At 37.2% G+C, this 17,840-nt stretch carries 14 protein-coding genes; 8 read left to right on the top strand and 6 right to left on the bottom strand.

Annotation, left to right across the window (positions count from 1 at the left end; translation table 11 throughout):
• Window position 1 precedes the first annotated feature (1 nt).
• The 4 genes from ACM9HF_RS14610 to gtfA all read right to left on the bottom strand — a co-directional run bounded on the left by ACM9HF_RS14610 (window position 2) and on the right by gtfA (window position 4,477).
• Window positions 2-910, bottom strand: a complete 909-nt coding sequence (locus tag ACM9HF_RS14610; RefSeq protein WP_473610255.1) for a GGDEF domain-containing protein — start codon at window positions 908-910, stop codon at window positions 2-4.
• Window positions 907-1,704, bottom strand: a complete 798-nt coding sequence (locus tag ACM9HF_RS14605) for an alpha/beta fold hydrolase (protein WP_473610251.1) — start codon at window positions 1,702-1,704, stop codon at window positions 907-909. Before ACM9HF_RS14605 ends, ACM9HF_RS14610 begins: the two co-directional genes overlap by 4 nt.
• A gap of 60 nt (window positions 1,705-1,764) precedes the next feature.
• Window positions 1,765-2,796, bottom strand: coding sequence for a LacI family DNA-binding transcriptional regulator (locus tag ACM9HF_RS14600; RefSeq protein WP_473610247.1), 1,032 nt, complete (start codon window positions 2,794-2,796; stop codon window positions 1,765-1,767).
• A gap of 199 nt (window positions 2,797-2,995) precedes the next feature.
• Window positions 2,996-4,477, bottom strand: a complete 1,482-nt coding sequence (gene gtfA / locus ACM9HF_RS14595) for a sucrose phosphorylase (RefSeq protein ID WP_473610243.1) — start codon at window positions 4,475-4,477, stop codon at window positions 2,996-2,998.
• 303 nt (window positions 4,478-4,780) lie between these two features.
• Here gtfA and ACM9HF_RS14590 point away from each other — a divergent pair, with 303 nt between their 5' ends.
• The 4 genes from ACM9HF_RS14590 to ACM9HF_RS14575 all read left to right on the top strand — a co-directional run bounded on the left by ACM9HF_RS14590 (window position 4,781) and on the right by ACM9HF_RS14575 (window position 11,334).
• On the top strand, window positions 4,781-6,154 hold the full coding sequence (locus ACM9HF_RS14590; RefSeq protein WP_473610239.1) for an MFS transporter: 1,374 nt from the start codon (window positions 4,781-4,783) through the stop codon (window positions 6,152-6,154).
• A gap of 306 nt (window positions 6,155-6,460) precedes the next feature.
• Complete coding sequence (locus ACM9HF_RS14585) at window positions 6,461-8,881, top strand: TonB-dependent receptor domain-containing protein (RefSeq protein WP_473610236.1); 2,421 nt, start codon at window positions 6,461-6,463, stop codon at window positions 8,879-8,881.
• A gap of 133 nt (window positions 8,882-9,014) precedes the next feature.
• A complete protein-coding gene (locus ACM9HF_RS14580; RefSeq protein WP_473607552.1) occupies window positions 9,015-10,337 on the top strand; it encodes an IS4 family transposase in 1,323 nt (440 codons plus the stop codon).
• 40 nt (window positions 10,338-10,377) lie between these two features.
• On the top strand, window positions 10,378-11,334 hold the full coding sequence (locus tag ACM9HF_RS14575) for a carbohydrate kinase family protein (protein WP_473610232.1): 957 nt from the start codon (window positions 10,378-10,380) through the stop codon (window positions 11,332-11,334).
• Between the two features lie 42 nt (window positions 11,335-11,376).
• On the opposite strand, the gene ACM9HF_RS14570 is transcribed toward ACM9HF_RS14575, so the two are convergent.
• A complete protein-coding gene (locus ACM9HF_RS14570; protein WP_473610228.1) occupies window positions 11,377-12,285 on the bottom strand; it encodes a LysR family transcriptional regulator in 909 nt (302 codons plus the stop codon).
• A 159-nt stretch (window positions 12,286-12,444) separates the two neighbouring features.
• On the opposite strand from ACM9HF_RS14570, the gene ACM9HF_RS14565 reads away from it, so the two are divergent.
• From ACM9HF_RS14565 to ACM9HF_RS14550, 4 genes are all read left to right on the top strand, one after another.
• Window positions 12,445-13,140, top strand: a complete 696-nt coding sequence (locus ACM9HF_RS14565; RefSeq protein ID WP_473610225.1) for a type 1 glutamine amidotransferase domain-containing protein — start codon at window positions 12,445-12,447, stop codon at window positions 13,138-13,140.
• A gap of 201 nt (window positions 13,141-13,341) precedes the next feature.
• The gene (gene curA, locus ACM9HF_RS14560; protein ID WP_473610222.1) at window positions 13,342-14,385 is read left to right on the top strand and encodes an NADPH-dependent curcumin/dihydrocurcumin reductase; all 1,044 of its coding nucleotides are present in this window, start codon (window positions 13,342-13,344) and stop codon (window positions 14,383-14,385) included.
• A gap of 134 nt (window positions 14,386-14,519) precedes the next feature.
• Window positions 14,520-16,094, top strand: coding sequence for a nitrilase-related carbon-nitrogen hydrolase (locus ACM9HF_RS14555; RefSeq protein ID WP_473610219.1), 1,575 nt, complete (start codon window positions 14,520-14,522; stop codon window positions 16,092-16,094).
• An 18-nt stretch (window positions 16,095-16,112) separates the two neighbouring features.
• Entirely contained in the window at window positions 16,113-16,805 is a 693-nt protein-coding gene (locus ACM9HF_RS14550) for a tRNA (adenine(22)-N(1))-methyltransferase (protein WP_473610214.1), read from the top strand.
• 16 nt (window positions 16,806-16,821) lie between these two features.
• Here ACM9HF_RS14550 and ACM9HF_RS14545 read toward each other — a convergent pair whose 3' ends face one another.
• On the bottom strand, window positions 16,822-17,607 hold the full coding sequence (locus ACM9HF_RS14545; RefSeq protein WP_473610211.1) for a phytanoyl-CoA dioxygenase family protein: 786 nt from the start codon (window positions 17,605-17,607) through the stop codon (window positions 16,822-16,824).
• Window positions 17,608-17,840: the final 233 nt, after the last annotated feature.

Here is a 17,840-nt window from a genome sequence, read left to right as displayed (position 1 = left end):
ATTATAAATGCGCCACGGTTGTTTGATTTCGACCTGCATTTTTCGAACGGTAAAGTGCATCATCAGACAATTTTAAAAGGGCATCCAAACTGTTTTTTTCATTTTTATGGCTAACAACCAAGCCGATACTTACCGTAATGCTTATGTTATCAATTGCTTCATTTTCAATCTTTTTTCTCAAATTTTCTGCTAATTTATAAGCATTAGCTTCATCTATGTCAGGTAATAGTAATACGAACTCTTCGCCACCAATTCTAGCGACTAGGTCGTTTGCCCTGCGGTCTTCTTGCAATATAGTTGCTAAGTGCTTTAATACTTTATCGCCAACGTGATGACCATAAGTGTCGTTAACCTGTTTGAAAAAATCGACATCAATTGACAATAATGCAAAGGTAGAAGGGTTTCGAGCAACCAAGTTAATGATTCTCGTTATCTGATTTTGTAGTTCGCGCCTGTTCATTAAACCGGTTAAGGGATCAGTTATAGCAAGCTGATAAAGCGCTTTAGATTGCTCTTCTAACTTATTTTTAGCTTTTATTAATTCAGAATGAAGTTTATTCCGATTGGTACACTCGTATAACGACCAATAAGATGTGCCTTCTTCTCCTAATTTAATATTTACAACAACCGGTACCACTTGTTTATTATGGTCAACAAAAGATAGCTGAATTTCTTGTGCTACGGCTTCAACGAGTAAAAGTGGGTAAATATAACTATCAATAAAAATATTTGACGCTTTAGTAAAGCATGTAGATATGGATGAATTAATCAATTCATTATTAGGTTTAAAACTTAAGTTGCAAATATAGTCATTACAAAAAATAATCTTGCGATATTTATTAACAATTATGTGGCCTGAACAAAAATCATTAAGATCTTGAGTGGCACTCATAGCATTTAATGTTTTCAAATGAAGCGGAGAATAATAGGAACAATATCTTCATGATTGGTCATGTGTAAACAATGTCCTTCTGCATTAATCACTTCAAGTTCACAGTTATTTATATTTTCAGCCATGTATTTTCCAACTTGCACATTTGCCAATGAATCAGATGCACTTTGCAAAATAAGTGAAGGACATGCAATGTCGTTTAGAATATGTCTGTAATCAGAGAAGAAAGTCGCTTTAGCAAAGTTTTTCGCGATTAATGGATCTGTACTACAAAAACTTCCGGATAACTCGGCGATCAATTCAGGCGACTGAGAGCTTCCCATAACAAGTGGCGCTAAATAATTCGCCCAACCAATATAGTTTTTATCCATGAGTTCAACTAACTCTTCTAAATCACTTCGTTCAAACCCGCCTTCATAATCAGGGGGAACATTTAAAAAGCAAGGTGATGGACAAATCATAATAAGATTAGTAATTATTTCAGGAATTTTGATTGAGGCAATTGAAGCAATAATTGAGCTAACTGAATGCCCAATAATAGTAACATTGGTGAGTTGTAATTCGTCGATAATATCGATTATATCTTCAGTATAACCTTCTAACGTTCCGTATTTTTCAGTCGAATAATCTGTCAATAATGACTTACCAGATCCCACATAATCAAAAAGCACAACTTGGTAATGTTTTTCTAATATGGGTTGCATAAACCGCCACATATTCTGATCACATCCAAATCCATGCGCAAGCATTAAGGTTGGAGCATTTTTATTACCTGAAACTTTAACGTTATTTCTAATTTTTATGTTATTCATTATGACTAATCTTAACAGCTCAATGCTTAGAGTATAACCTAAGTATAGAACATGGTGAAACTAGCTAGTTTCGCCATGTTCAATATGAAATGGGATGATGACTGACTCAATCGCCCTTTCAATAAAGAGCTCTGCAGCTTTAATACCTTTTTTCTCATTATTTTGATGTATGGTGGTAAGTTTAGGTGAAGATCTTAATGCTTCGTCGATACCATCAAATCCTACAACTCTTATATCTTCAGGAATTTTAAGCCCCATAGCATTAATTTCTTGTATAGATGCTAAAGCAATAAGGTCACTCATACACAGTAAAACATTCGGACGTGGAATTGAGGTTAGAGCTTCTCGTGCGGCAATCAAAGCAAAATGATGTTTGTTTTCTGGTATATTCCACACGCGGTCGCCTCGTAAATCAACCCCTATTTCTTCTATCGCTCTTTTGTAACCATTCAAACGTTTGTGTGAAATAGAACATTGATAATCTAAACTCGGTAAGTCATAAACACGTGAGGTAACAGTTGACTCAAGTAGCCTTAAGCCGAGAATAGCCACTGCATCGTCTTTTGAATGCAAGGCAAGTTTTGCTATTTCGTAAGCGGCTTGTTCGTTATCAATGCCAACGGATGCTTTACGATCAATATCAAAATCAGCAGTAACCACTTTTTTATTTGTAGCTCTTAGCTGCTCAATTAATTCAGTATTACGCGGGCTGCCATAACAAATAAAGCCATCAACAAAGTCAGCCACTGAATTTATATTATCTGAAGCACCTGAAAACAATAATAAATTGACTTTGCTTTTTTCTAATACAGACGAAACGCCTTTTACAAAATTACTGGCAACAGGGTCGGTAACCATATATTCAACACTGTCGGGCAGCACTAAGGCAACTATATTGAAATGCCCCTTTCTTAAAGACTGAGCTGCTCGATTTGGACCTGAATAGCCAATTTCTTTACACGAGGCGAGAATTTCATCTCTACGTTTTTTAGATAGTTGATCAGGTCGGTTAAATGCATTAGAAACGGTAGCGTTTGAAACACCGAGTTCTTTTGCTACACTTTTTAGCGTCCAAGCTTTTGTATCTGTCATGTTCACCTTTCATATTCTTATTTATCTAAAGTATCTGAATATTATGAAATTGATTTTTAAATTACACTTTATTTATATGTTCTTTATATAAAATGAAAGCGCTTTTAAATAACACTAATTTCAGTAAGGTTACTTTGGCCTAAGTACTAATTAATATCAACAAATTACTCACTTAAACTGATAAAATTACGCCTGCTAATCAATTTAAAGCCTTGTTTAAAAGCTTATCTAATTTAGTCGTGCTGATGTTGTTGCCTTCTTTTATTTCGATCAATGCATTTCTATTGGTTAAATCAACAATTAAAGTCGCCATTTGTTCGTTATTTTTCCATGTCATTTTCAAAGTAGATTGGCCACTAGTTATGGTGAATTCACCATTGAATGCATCACAATTATTACGCAGTTTAATCAGCTGAATTAACGCTTTAGTAAAAGGCTTGTTTAACGCTTGTTCAATACTATTTGTATCAAGATAAGGTCGGTTAATATCTCTTCCTATATTGGATTTTGATAACAATTCCATGGCATTTTTTTCAGCCAGCAAACCCGCGTAATAAACTTGTGGCGTACCAGGAGCAAAAAATTGAATAGCTCTTGCCACTAAATAATCAAAGTCGTTTTGTCCAAGTGCATCATAATATGTGCAATTTACTTGATATAAATCCACATTACTTGCCGCTGCGCCGGTAGCCATTTTACTTTCGCCAGCGCTATTCACATGAATAGTTTCAACCAACTTATCTATTTGCTCTTCGTTAAGTAATCCCGCTTTGCCATTCATAGGGCCTACATCAATAATGCCAATACCATCATGTGTGTCTAACACGGTAATGCAGTTTCTTGGCGCAATAGTTAACCACTTTGTCAAAGCCGTAAAATCTTGACTAAAAATACTGTGCAACACTAAAGGAGGTAAGGCAAAATCGTAAACGCGATCTACACGTTTAGCTATTTCTATTTGTGTTTGATAATACGAATGAATTTCTACTAGGGTTTCAATACCTAAATCGTTCGCGGTTTTGCTAAGGTCATCAATAAATTTGAAGGTTTCATCAAGCATAAAGCAACTGGTTCCGGCTTTTTTAAGCGCGTAACCTGCAGCATCTAAACGAATGATCTTAATATTGTTTTCAGAAAAGGTTTTTAAAATGTGTGATAAATATTCTTTGCCTATTTCAGAAGTAACATCAATATCTATTTGATTATCAGTAAATGTGGTCCAAAAATTTGCACTGTCATTATTGGGTAATGAAAATTCAGTGAAACAACTTCCTGGACGAGGTCGGTATATTTTTTCAGCCTGTTCTTCACTTAACCCATTTGGAAATACTTTTTCTTTGGTTAAAAATAAATCCCAAAATGCAGAGTTTTTACCGTTTTTAAGTACATCTTTAAATTCTTTAGACTGCGCAGACATATGATTTACAATCAGGTCGGCCATTAACTCATGCCCCTCGCCTAACGCTTTTACGTCATTCCAGTCGCCTAATCGGCTATCAACCTGTGTATGATCTATCGGGTCAAAACCTGCATCACTGCCGTCTATTGGATAATAAAATGGCAACAAATGAACACCTGAAAACAAGTCAGCAAGCTGATCATTTAAAAGATTGTTTAATGTTTGAGTATTTGAACCCGTTAACCTGTCTATATAGGTCATTAGCTGAACATTATTTTTCATAAGTTTACCGTATAATTTTAAGTTGCATCTTAATCGATTAAGAACTATCTTTATATACAATCTCATTTTAATCAAGAATAATTTTATATTTTATTTAAGTTAGTAAAACAATAAGAAAGAAAAACAGAGCGAAATAAAAGGTAGAATTTCTTTAGTTATCAGCTTTATAAAGTACTATTTTTATAGCCATTCAAGTGAGTAAGAATAAATCAATAATAAAAATTAAATCATGCTTAAATTGTAATATATCTATATCAACTCAAAGTGCATGGTATATATAGAATGTAGTCAGGGGAAAACAAAATGACAACGAAATATAATTCACCACCCTTATCCTTCAAAGAAAAAGTCGGCTATGGCATGGGAGATATGGCGTCTAACTTCTACATGGGGTTCTTTTCACTATTTCTGCTGTATTACTACACCGATGTTTATGGTATTTCTGCTGCGGCTGCAGCAACCATGCTATTAGTAACAAAAATTATTGATGCGGTAAGTGATCCCGCTATGGGATTAATTGCTGATAGAACCACAACTAAATGGGGTAAGTATCGTCCTTATTTGCTTTGGATGGCGATTCCTTACGCACTACTGGGTTACCTTCTATTTTTAGGCCCTGAGTTTGGTGATACCGGAAAACTAATTTTTGCTTATATTACTTATTCGTTAATTATGCTGGCTTATACTGCCATTAATGTTCCTTATTCTGGTTTGATGGCTGTTATTCATCCACAATCTGGTGAACGAACAAAAGCGGCACAATTTAGGTTTATTTTTGCATCTGTAGGATCTTTAGTCGTAGGAGCCTCAGCCAAACCTTTGGTTGATTATTTAGGTGGCGGCGATGAGTTATTAGGTTTCCGCTTAACCATTATTTTATTTGCTATTCTGTCTGTCGCTGTATTTTGGTATACCTTTGCTGTTACTAAAGAACGCGTTACACCTAAAAAGCATGAATCGAGTATTAAAGAAGATTTCGCTACTTTAATAGAAAATAAGTCGTGGATAATACTCGTATTTACCGGGATATTCGTTGTGGTTGGCTTAGTGGCTCGCTTTGCATCTATTGCCTATTACACTAAATACTATATGGGTGACGACGGTACTAATATATTCTTGTGGATGGATGAAACCACATTAATTATTTCATGTGGTTTACTCGGTCAACTATTTGGCGCACTTATTACCCCTAAATTAGTAACGCTTTTTGAAAAACACAAATTGATGTTCACCATTAATTTAATTCATGCATTATTGCTCTTCTTCGCATTTACTATTTCCCCAGACAACCTTGCCCTGACAATTATTGTGCATACCTTAGGCATTATTACTTTTGGTATAGCAATTACTCTACTCTTTACTATGTATACCGATTGTGTGGAATATGGAGAATGGAAAACAGGTAATAATAGCGCCGGTTTAACGGTATCCGCCTCTATGTTCTCATTAAAGTTTGGTTCTGCTGTGGGTGGCGCACTACCTGGCTTTATACTAGCAGCCTTCGGGTTTATAGCTAACGAAACCCAAACGCCAGAGTCTATTGAAGGTATTCGCTATATGTTTAACATATTACCCGGCGTTTTCTTTTTATTCGGTGCTATTCTTATACTCTTCTACAAAATTGATCGGGCGCAATTAACTCAGATTGAAAATGATTTGGCCCAGCGCCGTAATTAACCTGAATTGTTTCTGCAAAAAATACATCACTTTTACTAAGTAATGTATTTTTTACTATGCGCCTCAATGTTATTAAGTGATTTTTTAGGGTTTATTAACGCCCTATTTGTTATTTACAGTCTTGTGGCACATTAATTTTGTATATAAATCCAAACTAAATCGTTTTATTTTTCATCAGATTAATAGAAGAAACACAGTTTAAGAAAAAAAATATTTGCAAAATGCACTCGTTTAGTTAAACATTAACTTAATCGATTAAGTTCGAGTTAAAAATAACTATACTAAATAGATACACGGGGTGAACACATGAAACACATTACACATAAGAAATTAATACTAAGCACGTTAGCCATGGCGATATGTTCTAGCGTAAGCGCAGCAGATACCGCCACATCAGAAGCAGTAGAAAAGAAAGGCTTAGACTTTGAACGCATTGTGGTAACAGGTTCGGCGGGTAAAGGCGCAACCGTTATGGCATCAAGTGTTTCAGTCAGTAGCTTATCTTCAGATCAAATAGAAGTGAGTACACCAAGAAGCTCAGCTGAAGCATTTAGATCTATACCAGGTATTCGATCAGAGTCTTCTGGTGGCGAAGGTAATGCCAATATTGCAGTACGTGGTTTACCCGTTGCTGCTGGTGGTGCAAAGTTTTTACAAATTCAAGAAGACGGCTTACCACTTTTACAATTTGGTGATATTGCTTTTGGTAACGCTGATATCTTTTTAAGATTAGACAGCACCATGGCATCTATCGAATCAATTCGTGGTGGTTCTGCCTCAACCTTAGCCACCAACTCACCGGGTGGTATTATTAATATCATCAGTAAAACAGGTGAATCTGAATCAGGTAGTGTAGCAACAACCATTGGCCTAGATTACGATCATACGCGTACCGATTTTGAATACGGCAGCGAAATTAGCGATAGCCTGTATTTTCATATTGGTGGTTTTTACCGTCAAGGCGAAGGCCCAAGAGAAGCTGGTTACACGGGTAATCAAGGCGGGCAGATAAAAGCGAATATTACTAAAGAGTTTGATAAAGGCTACGTAAGACTTTATTACAAACATTTAGACGATAAAACTATTGCATATTTACCTATGCCGGCAACATCAAAAGGCAAATCAGTAGGTAGTTTTGACCCTTCTTCTGATACTCCACACTCAGCTTATTTTACGTCGTTATTAACAACCGATGCTAACAACAATCTACGTCGTTCAGACATGCGCGACGGCATGAGCCCAGAAGTTGATTCTGTAGGTGTTGAAGCCGTATTTGATTTAGGCAACGATTGGTCTATTGAAAACAGATTTAGAACATCAAGCACTAAAGGTGGCTTTACTTCACCTATCCCTGAAAGTATTCAAAACAGCCAAACACTTGCTGAAAGTTTAGCGGGTACAGGTGCAACCTTGAGTTACGCAAACGGCCCTTCTGAAGGACAAGCCTATACGGGTAACAACTTAATGCGTATTCATACGTTTGATGTTGAAATGAATAACTTAGATTTTATGGTTAATGATTTAAAAATATTAAAATCATTTGGCGATACCAATGTAACTTTTGGTTACTACAAGTCATTACAAAACATTGAAACAACTTGGCTTTGGAATTCATACCTGCAAGAAGTTAAAGGCGACAACGCCGCACTTGTTGATGTAACCGCAGCTAACGGTACTCGTTTTTCTGATAACGGCTTAATTGCTTATGGTGTGCCAGCTTGGGGCAACTGTTGTACACGTAACTATGATCTTCAATACGATGTAACCGCACCTTATATTGCGGTTAATTCAATCTTTGGTGATTTAACTATTGATGCAAGTGTTCGTCATGACAGCGGAGAAGCAACCGGTACTTATACGGGTGCAGTACAAGCTGAATTAGATATGAACAGAGACGGTACAATTTCAGTTGCTGAACAAAGTGTTTCGGTATTAGATAACAGCAATCCTTCTTATGTAAATTACGATTGGAGTTACACCTCTTACTCTTTAGGTGCTAACTATATTCTAAATGATGATATGGCTGTATTTGCTCGCTTAAGTCATGGTGGAACAGCAAACGCTGACCGTTTAGCCTTTGGTAAAATTGCTACTGACGGTAGTGTAAATGATGAAGATGCAGTTGATGAAGTTGACCAATTCGAAGCGGGTATTAAGTATCGTCAAGACAGACTTTCGGTATTTGCTACGGCTTTCTTTGCTGAAACTCAAGAGCAAAACTTTGAAGCAAGCAGTCAACGATTTACTGACCGAGTATATGAGTCGTATGGTGTTGAGGTTGAAGCCGCTTACTACATTGGCGACTTTGATATTCGAGGTAACTTTACATGGACTGACGCCGAAATTACGAAAGACAATAAAAACCCAGATCAAGTAGGCAATACACCAAGAAGACAAGCTGACTTAGTTTATTCATTAACAACACGTTATAACTTCGACGAAGGCTCTGCAGGTATTAGTTTAATAGGAACGACTGATGCTTATGCTCAAGATAACCTTGATCAAAGTGTAGATAATATTCTTAAATTCGACGGATACACGCAAGTAAATGCATTCGCTCAATATTATTTATCCGACGCATTTAGTGTTGCTTTAAACATTAACAATCTATTTGATACTACAGGTATTACCGAAGCTGAAGAAGGTACTGTTCCTGTAAATGACATTATCAGAGCTAGAACAATTAACGGTAGAACCAGCAGTATTACTCTTAAATACGATTTTTAATTTTTTCTAGTCAAAGCAATCAAAAGCCCATTTTTATGGTAATGCCGATCAGTTAAGAAATGTTTAACGATCCATTGACCGATCTTCTGGTTAGTATATAAAGGCTTCTGAATTTATTCAGGAGCCTTTTCTTTTGCAACTCTCTACCGCCTTATCACAAGTTTCACAAAATAGTTTTACTGAATTTACAGGATTAAGTGAATTATTAGACCCAAGCATCGTTGATGAAGCGTTGGCTCAGTCAGGTATTGCGACCATAAGGAAGCGCAAGCTTCCTATGGAGCAAATGGTGTGGGCTGTTATTGGTATGGCTTTATTTCGTAAAATGTCTATCCGCCAATTAGTTAATCAGCTTGATATCATTCTACCTAACGGTGACCCCTATGTTGCACCTAGTGCCGTAACACAAGCAAGAAAGAAACTTGGTCATAAAGCAATAGAATCTATTTTTAATAAAACACAATCGCTATGGCATGAGGAGTCTACTCACCCAACATGGTGTGGGTTGACACTATTAGGTGTTGATGGCGTTGTATGGCGAACACCTGACTCAAAAGAAAATAATGAATATTTTGCACGTACAGGAAACTCTCATGGCAAGGCAAGTTACCCCCAAGTGCGCATGGTATGCCAGATGGAATTAACAAGTCATTTATTAACACAAAGTGCTTTTGATAGTGTTGATATTAACGAAATGAAATTAGCTGGCTCGCTAGTTGAAACAACACCAGATCATAGCTTGACACTATTTGATAGAGGCTTCTACTCGCTTGGATTACTTTATCGTTGGCAATCCACGGGAATATCACGTCATTGGCTGATACCGCTAAAAAAGAACGTACAATATGACATTGTTCGTTCATTAGGACGCCAAGATAAAATAGTTCGTTTAACCGCCTGTCCCCAAGCACGAAAGAAGTTTCCTGAATTACCTGAATCAATTGAAGCTCGATTAGTATCGAGAAAGGTTAATGGTAAAGCGTGCGAAGTGTTAACGTCTATGACGGATGCAATGAAGTTTCCTGTCGCTGATATTGTCGATTTATACGGACATCGGTGGGAGATAGAACTTGGTTTTAGAGAAATGAAGCAGTCACTACTTGATAGCCAATTTACCTTGCGTAGTAATCAACCTGAGCTTATAAAACAAGAGTTGTGGGGGATATTACTCGCTTATAATCTGATCCGTTATCAAATGGTATTAATGGCGAAGTCACTCGATTCAATACATCCAAACCAATTAAGTTTTCATGGTGCTTCAATGCACATAATTTATCAACTGACTATGTTGCCATTTTGTTCGCCAGGAAATGTGTCAAAATTTGTTATGGATATAACCAAAAGTGCCAAACAGTTTGTATTGCCAGCACGTAGAGAGCGGAGTTATCCGCGAGAATTGAAGTGTTCTAAGAATAGGTACCCTGTTAAAAAAAGAAATGCCGCTCACCTTAAGTGAACGGCATTACATTTTTATGGGCTTTTTTTAAGGTGAATTTATGTGTTCTTTACTCAGTTATGGCGAAGTATTAGTCGACTTTTTACCCGCCTCAATCAACAACCCAAACTATATTCCACTTGCTGGAGGTGCTCCTGCTAATGTTGCAGTAGCTTTCGCTAAACTAGGTGGAGAAAGTTACTTTGCTGGAGGTATCAGCGAAGATAATTTTGGTAATATGCTTCTACAGCAACTAGAAAGCGAAGGCGTTAATACCTGTTTTACTCAAAAAATAAAAAATGCTAATACCGCTCTCGTATTAGTCAGTTTAGACGAGCACGGCGAAAGAGACTTTAACTTTTATCGCCACAACACAGCCGATACTTTATATACAAAAGCACATATCGATAATATTGAGTGGCAAGGCATTAGCTTATTTCACTATTGTTCAAACACGTTAACCAGTGAATCAATGAGCGATAACACCCTTTATGCCATTAAACAGGCCAAAGCTAACAATGTGTTAATAAGTTTTGATGTAAATTTACGCCAGCAACTCTGGAACGACCTTGCTTTATTACCTGAAAGAGTTGAAGCCTGCATTAAGCAAAGCGACATTATAAAATTAAGTAAAGACGAAGCGGAGTACTTAGCAAATATTCAACAACTTGATGTTCAAGATTACATACGATCTTTAATATCTCTAGGCGCGAAACTTATTGTAGTAACCGACGGTTCAAATGCAGTACAGGCTACCTGTAAGTATTTTTCAACCATGCATGAAGTGCCTAAAATAATACCAATTGACACAACAGGTGCAGGCGACAGCTTTATTTCAGGCTTTCTGTTTTATTTAGCGCAAGAAACTTACAGTAATGAAAACAAAAAAACACTATTTGATGTTATAGAACAACCTGACCATATTTATGCTGCCATATTATTTGCTGCAAAATGTGGTGCGTTTACTTGTCAGAAAAAAGGTGCATTTGCAGCGCTCCCTAAAATAACAGACATTTAATTTATCGCCAGCGTAATAATACTTTTGCTGGTAACTATCCCTTTAATCTAACAAAAGGCGTGGTTTTACAAAATACGCCTTTAAGTAATCAATTAACAAACGTAACTTTTTAGACTCTGCTCCACCTGGGGGAAATACGCCATACACATTAATGTCTTTCATTTTATAGTCATCAAGCACCGACACTAAAGTACCTTGCTGAATTTTAGGTTTGGCATCGTAAACTGGAATTCTTGCTAAACCATGTCCACCTTCAACAAAAGCTGTGCGTGCTGCGGCATTGTTCGTGGTAATAGTGCCTTTCATTTCAATACTAAACGAACGAGTGCCTTTTGTTAGCTCAAGCGTACCCGAGGTCAATTTATACACCACCCATTGATGCTTATTTAAGTCTGTCGGATGAGTAGGTACACCAAACTTTTCAAAATACGAGGGTGCGCCGCAAAGGCAAGTGCCTAGCGTAGAAAGCTTGGTTGCTTGTAAGCCGGAATCCGCTAATGGCGCGCCGCGTATAGCTAAATCAATCCCCTCTTTCATGATATTAACTACCTCGTCCGTTAGCATCACATCAAGTTCAATTTTAGGGTAAAGGGTTCTGAATTCGTTAAGTGCTGGCACAATAGTTTGTAAGCCAACATTTACTGGGCAAGTAATTTTGAGTAAGCCAACAGGTTCATGTTTTAAGTTTTCAATTTGCTGATTAGCCGCAGACGCTTGCTCGGCAATAACACGACAATGTTGATAATAATCGCTACCCGCTTCGGTGAGAGAAATAGTACGGGTTGAACGATTGAGTAACTTTATCTCTAAGTGCGCTTCAAGCTTCTTAATATGGTAGCTCACCACCGCACGCGACAAGCCAAGACGTTTAGCTGCGCCGCTTAATGTACCTTGCTCAATGACTTGCGCGAATACCACCATACTTTTGAGTTGTTCAAATGAAATATCCATCACTTACTCGACTTAGCTTTAAAAAACACACATCGCCATTGTATCATTTATTAATACAATGATATCAATTTTGTCTGCATTGTTAGCTATAACTAACAAGAGTAAACTGCTCCCAACTAGCAAAATACATGTAACAAATTGAAATTATCGAGGTATAAAATGAATACAAAGAAAATATTAATGGTATTAACATCTCATGCTGATTTAGGTAACACAGGCGAAAAAACAGGCTTTTGGATAGAAGAATTTGCCGCTCCGTATTACACCTTTAAAGATGCAGGTATTGAAGTCACGTTAGCGTCGCCTCTTGGCGGACAACCACCTATCGATCCGAAGAGTGAACTAGACGATTTTCAAACGCCAGCAACGGTAAAATACTTTGCTGATCCAGAAACACAAAACCTTGTGGCTAACACACGCGTTTTAGCTGAATTAAACGCAGATGATTTTGATGCCGTTTTTTACCCTGGCGGTCACGGACCATTATGGGATTTAACTGAAAACACGACTTCTATTCAATTAATAGAGCGCTTTTTAGCAAGCAACAAACCTGTAGCTGCGGTATGTCATGCAACAGCCGCTTTTTTAAATGTTAAAAACAGCGTTGGTGAATACGCCATTAAAGGTAAAGCTATTTCAGGATTTACCAATACAGAAGAAGCCGCTGTAGAGCTTACCGATATCGTACCGTTTTTACTTGAAGACGAGTTAATTAAGCGTGGTGGCGATTATCAAAAAGTTGAAGATTGGAATGCTTTTGCCGTGCAAGATGGCCTTATTATTTCGGGACAAAACCCTGCAAGCTCAACGCTAGTAGCCAAAAAATTACTAAGCCAATTAAACCCAAATAATTAGGGCCTGCTGACCTTTGTATTATTTTTATGTAATAGGCTATTTTACTCTTTAATAAAGCAGAATGTGTGTAAGTTCGTTACTCTAAATAAACCAATTCGAGAGTAAAATAGCCACTGTCTTTGAGCTGAGACTAAAATTGCCTTAATCGCTTTATGAATAAGTTGATCTAATTTATGGATCAGAAAAAATAAGGAATTCATTATGACACAAACGACTAAAATCAATAGACAAATTGTATTAGCATCTCGACCTTTTGGTGCACCTACTCACGAAAACTTTAGCTTATTACAAACAGATAGACCAACGCCAAAACAAGGCGAAGTATTATTACGTACAGTATATCTATCGCTTGACCCCTACATGAGAGGACGAATGAATGATGCAAAGTCGTACGCTGATCCTGTCGCATTAAATGAAGTCATGGTGGGGGGCAGTGTTTGTCGGATAGAAGAGTCAAACCATGCTGACTATCAACAAGGCGACTGGGTTGTTGCTTTTGGCGGCTGGCAAGACTACAGCATATCTGACGGAGTCAACTTACTTAAATTAGACAATAACTTAACAAACCCCTCTTATGCCTTAGGTATTTTAGGTATGCCGGGGTTAACCGCTTATATGGGCCTATTAGATATAGGACAACCCAAAGCAGGCGAAACCCTTGTAGTAGCCGCAGCTACTGGTGCAGTAGGAAGTTTAGTTGGGCAAATTGCAAAAATTAAAGGCTGTAAAGTTATTGGTATAGCCGGTGGTGCTGAAAAATGTCAATACGCTGTTGAAACACTCGGTTTTGATGCCTGTTTAGATCACCACTCAAGCGATTTAGCAGAACAACTTAGCCAAGCTTGTCCTCAAGGTATCGATGTATATTTTGAAAACGTAGGTGGCAAAGTATTTGATGCTGTATTACCCCTACTAAATTCAAGTGCTCGTGTTCCTTTATGTGGCTTAATTTCGCAATATAATGCGACTGAATTACCCAGCGGTCCCGACAGAATGTCGTCTTTAATGGGCGCTTTATTAGTTAAACGTATAAAAATGCAAGGCTTTATTGTATTTGATGACTATGGCCATCGTTATAATGAATTTAGCGAAGCTATGATGAAATGGATTACAGAAGGAAAAATTCAATACAAAGAGCATTTGGTTGAAGGTATTGAAAACACCGTATCGTCATTCATTGGCCTACTTGAAGGTAAAAACTTTGGTAAATTAGTGGTTCGCGTTGGACCCGATAGCTTATCCTAAGAGCATTTATCCCGTAGTATTTGAAAGGAATAAGTCACGCACATTGAAATTGATTAGGTATAATAGCCTAATCAATTAAGCGTTATGCTTTCATATTTCAATTCAAAGATCATTCGTGACTGGAAAAACACATCATGCGAATAGCCGTTACTCAGCTTGCCACTTCATCTGATCCGCAAGAAACCTTAGCAAATTGTATTAACGTAATAAGCCAAACCGCAGCGTGTAAACCATCACTTATTGTTCTTCCTGAACTGGGTAACATCTCTTTTTTACAAGAAATAGTCGATCAAGCTAAAAAACATCATTGTTATATTACTCTTAGCCTAATTCAGCCAAGCAAAAAGCATCCGACTTCTTGCTTATTATCACCGCAAGGTGAAATTATTTATCCCGCAGAACAACAAGCATTAACGACACCTTGGGGAAAAATTGGGCTTTTATCGAACAGCCAAGATACTAGCTTTGAAGCATCGCGTGGTTTAACTTTGCAAGGCGCACAGTTGTTATGCCATTCAATGAACACGTTTTCACTTGATCAACATAATATTCATGGTCCTGCTCGCGCCTGTGAAAATAAGGTGTTTTTAGCTTCAGCAAATAAAATTGGGCCATTTTTAACTGGAACTAAGCAGACAAACGAACCGCTTGTTAGCCTTGGTCAAAGCCAAGTAGTAGCCCCTAATGGTCAGTTATTAGCAAAAATAACGCACAATGAAACAGGCTTTGTTTTTGCTGATATAGACTTGGAAGGCGCCCTTAAAAAACTACGACCCGATGAAACAAATATTATTGAACAACGACGACCTCAACTTTATCAAACGCTACAATCACAAATAAAAACAACACCCTTAACTACAGATAATAACAAGGTTCCAGCAACCGCTAATGTTGCACTATTCGCCACCTATAAATCTAACGAACAAGCGATTGAAGATGTATGCCATTACATTGAAAATAACCTCAGCGATATTATTCAATTACCTGAGTTATTTTTTATTGCAGATAAAAGTATTACTCATAACACCGAACAACTCGCTGAAATAGAAAACTTAAGTACACAACTAATTAGTCAAATAAGCGCTGAACTCAGACCGTTTCAATACGTATGTACAAGCTTAGTGATTGAAGGAATACATCAAGCCGTCATAATCAACGAACAAGGGGTATTTGCTACACAACAACAATTGCATTATTGCCAAAGATATTCGTGGAGTGCGCTAGGAAATAACTTACAGATTATTCAATTACCCTTAGAACAAGGCAATATTAACGTAGCCATGTTAACTGCCGACGATGCCAACATACCCGAAATAGTTAGCCTTGCAGCGTTAAATAACATTCACGTATTACTGGTTCCTTTTGATATTCAAGAGCCGTGCGAAGTAGAATATAACTTAATAGCTAAAGCCGCAGAGCACCGTATTTGCATTGTGGCAGCGAGTCGCGAAAAAAGCTTTGCAGCCGCAACACCTATTGATAAAACCGATAACAATATATTTAAGAAAAACAAAGTAAAAGCACAGAAATGTACGGGGTTTATTGCCAATTTAACGACAACGCCCACCCAGCTAGAGCAGTGGCAGTTTAGAAAGTTTGAAGGTTACCTCAACCGACCTTTAATTAAATATCAGCACGGTAAAATAACCAAAGCGTTGGTTTATCCGAGCGCGGCTTGTAATAAACTTACGATATTGCAAACGGATTAATCACTAACAGGCATTTTCTTGAAGCTCAGTAAAAGACTAAAACAAATAGATAAAATGGTTAGCGCACAGTATTCCCACATTTGGGATTGCTGTTGCGATCATGGCTTTTTGGGCGCGGCGCTATTAAATAGACAAACGGATACTCATATTCATTTTGTTGATATTGTGCCTGAGTTAATGGCTGAACTAGACACTAAACTACAACGCTTTTATTCAAACGCGGTTTCAAGATGGGAAACACATTGCCTTGATGTAGCAACATTGCCTTTAGAAAAATACCAAGGTAATCACCTTGTGATTATTGCCGGAGTGGGTGGCGATTTAATGATCCAGTTTGTTGAAGCTATTTACCAAAAGCACCAAAATCTAGCTATAGATTTTTTACTATGCCCTGTGCATCACCAATTTGCATTACGCCATAAGCTAATAGAACTTAACTTTAGTTTGCAGCAAGAAGTATTGGTGGAAGATAACAAACGTTTTTATGAAGTTTTATTGGTTTCATCTGCCCATAACAAGCATAAGCCGATAACGCCCGTTGGCGAAACAATATGGCAGGCACACTCACCGCAACAAGCTAAAGTAGTTGAAAGCTATTTACATAAAACGCTGAATCATTACCAACGCATTCAGCAAGGTGACACCAGCAAAGTACAACATATAATTGATGCTTACCGTTCGCTAGTACCTGTGATTCATACTGATAGATAGTACCGATAAATAATAACTAACGTGCTAGCGATTTTAAACGCATGGTATTCATGAATAGTGTTGGGTCACTGATTTTATCCAGCATTGTGCTATCAGGTAAACAATCATCATCTACGTAGTCAACATAATCCGCTGCTGAATCAAAAATTAAAATATCTAACGCTAATCGGTCTAAACCATACAAACCTCGATGTATCATGTCAGCCGAAAAAACGAGTAAATCACCCGCGGCTAACTCAATTTTTTTACCGTTAGATAAATCATCGCTACTCAACCTGCCCTTTCTTTCATCTCGTACATTAAATTCTTCTTCGCTGTCCCAGCGCTTATGCGTACCAGGAATTAACTCCATGCCTAGTTCGTCAAATAAAGGTACTCTAAGATGTAAAACCTGATCTTCATGAATCACTTTTTTTTGTGATTCAACATCATGATCATACTGACAATCTCGATGCCAAAAGTCTTTCTGTTGAGGGTTAACAGGATTAAAAAACAACTGAGTATTCATAAAGGCAGGATTAATAGGGAGAACACAATTAACAATATCCATTACTTTTTTTGAGCTAATAAAGTTAAAAAGTTTTATTCGGTCATCAAAACTTAAATATTGGCTGCCAGTAATTAAAGAAGAGTTAAACGCTTCCGTCTGATAAAACTCAGCATTGTCTTTTTTCCAGCACTCATGAAACGTTAATATCACCTCTCTAAGAGACGACATTTCAGTGACATTAAAATAGTTTCGAATCACAAAATAACCTTGCTCTTCATAATGACTATTTAGCTGATTTAGATTTTCTACCATTGATGAAATTAATTAACCCAGAGTTAAAAACGCGTATTATCTTTATCGCTTACTTGGTAGTCAAACATTAAACGAATTAACTCGACTATCTACACTTAATATTTGCTCCCTTTACCTTGCATCAAGCAGTATGCGTAATTCTGAGTATTTGAGCGAAGGTTATAAATAAACATTATCACTTTACTCATTTTCGTATATGGTCTGAACTCGGATTAACGGGTTTTATATTATTT

Origin of the sequence: Colwellia sp. RE-S-Sl-9 (assembly GCF_048296855.1) — a bacterium.
Lineage (GTDB): Bacteria > Pseudomonadota > Gammaproteobacteria > Enterobacterales > Alteromonadaceae > Pseudocolwellia.
Note: the sequence above shows the minus strand (reverse complement) of the source record. Positions and strands in the feature narration are given on the sequence as shown.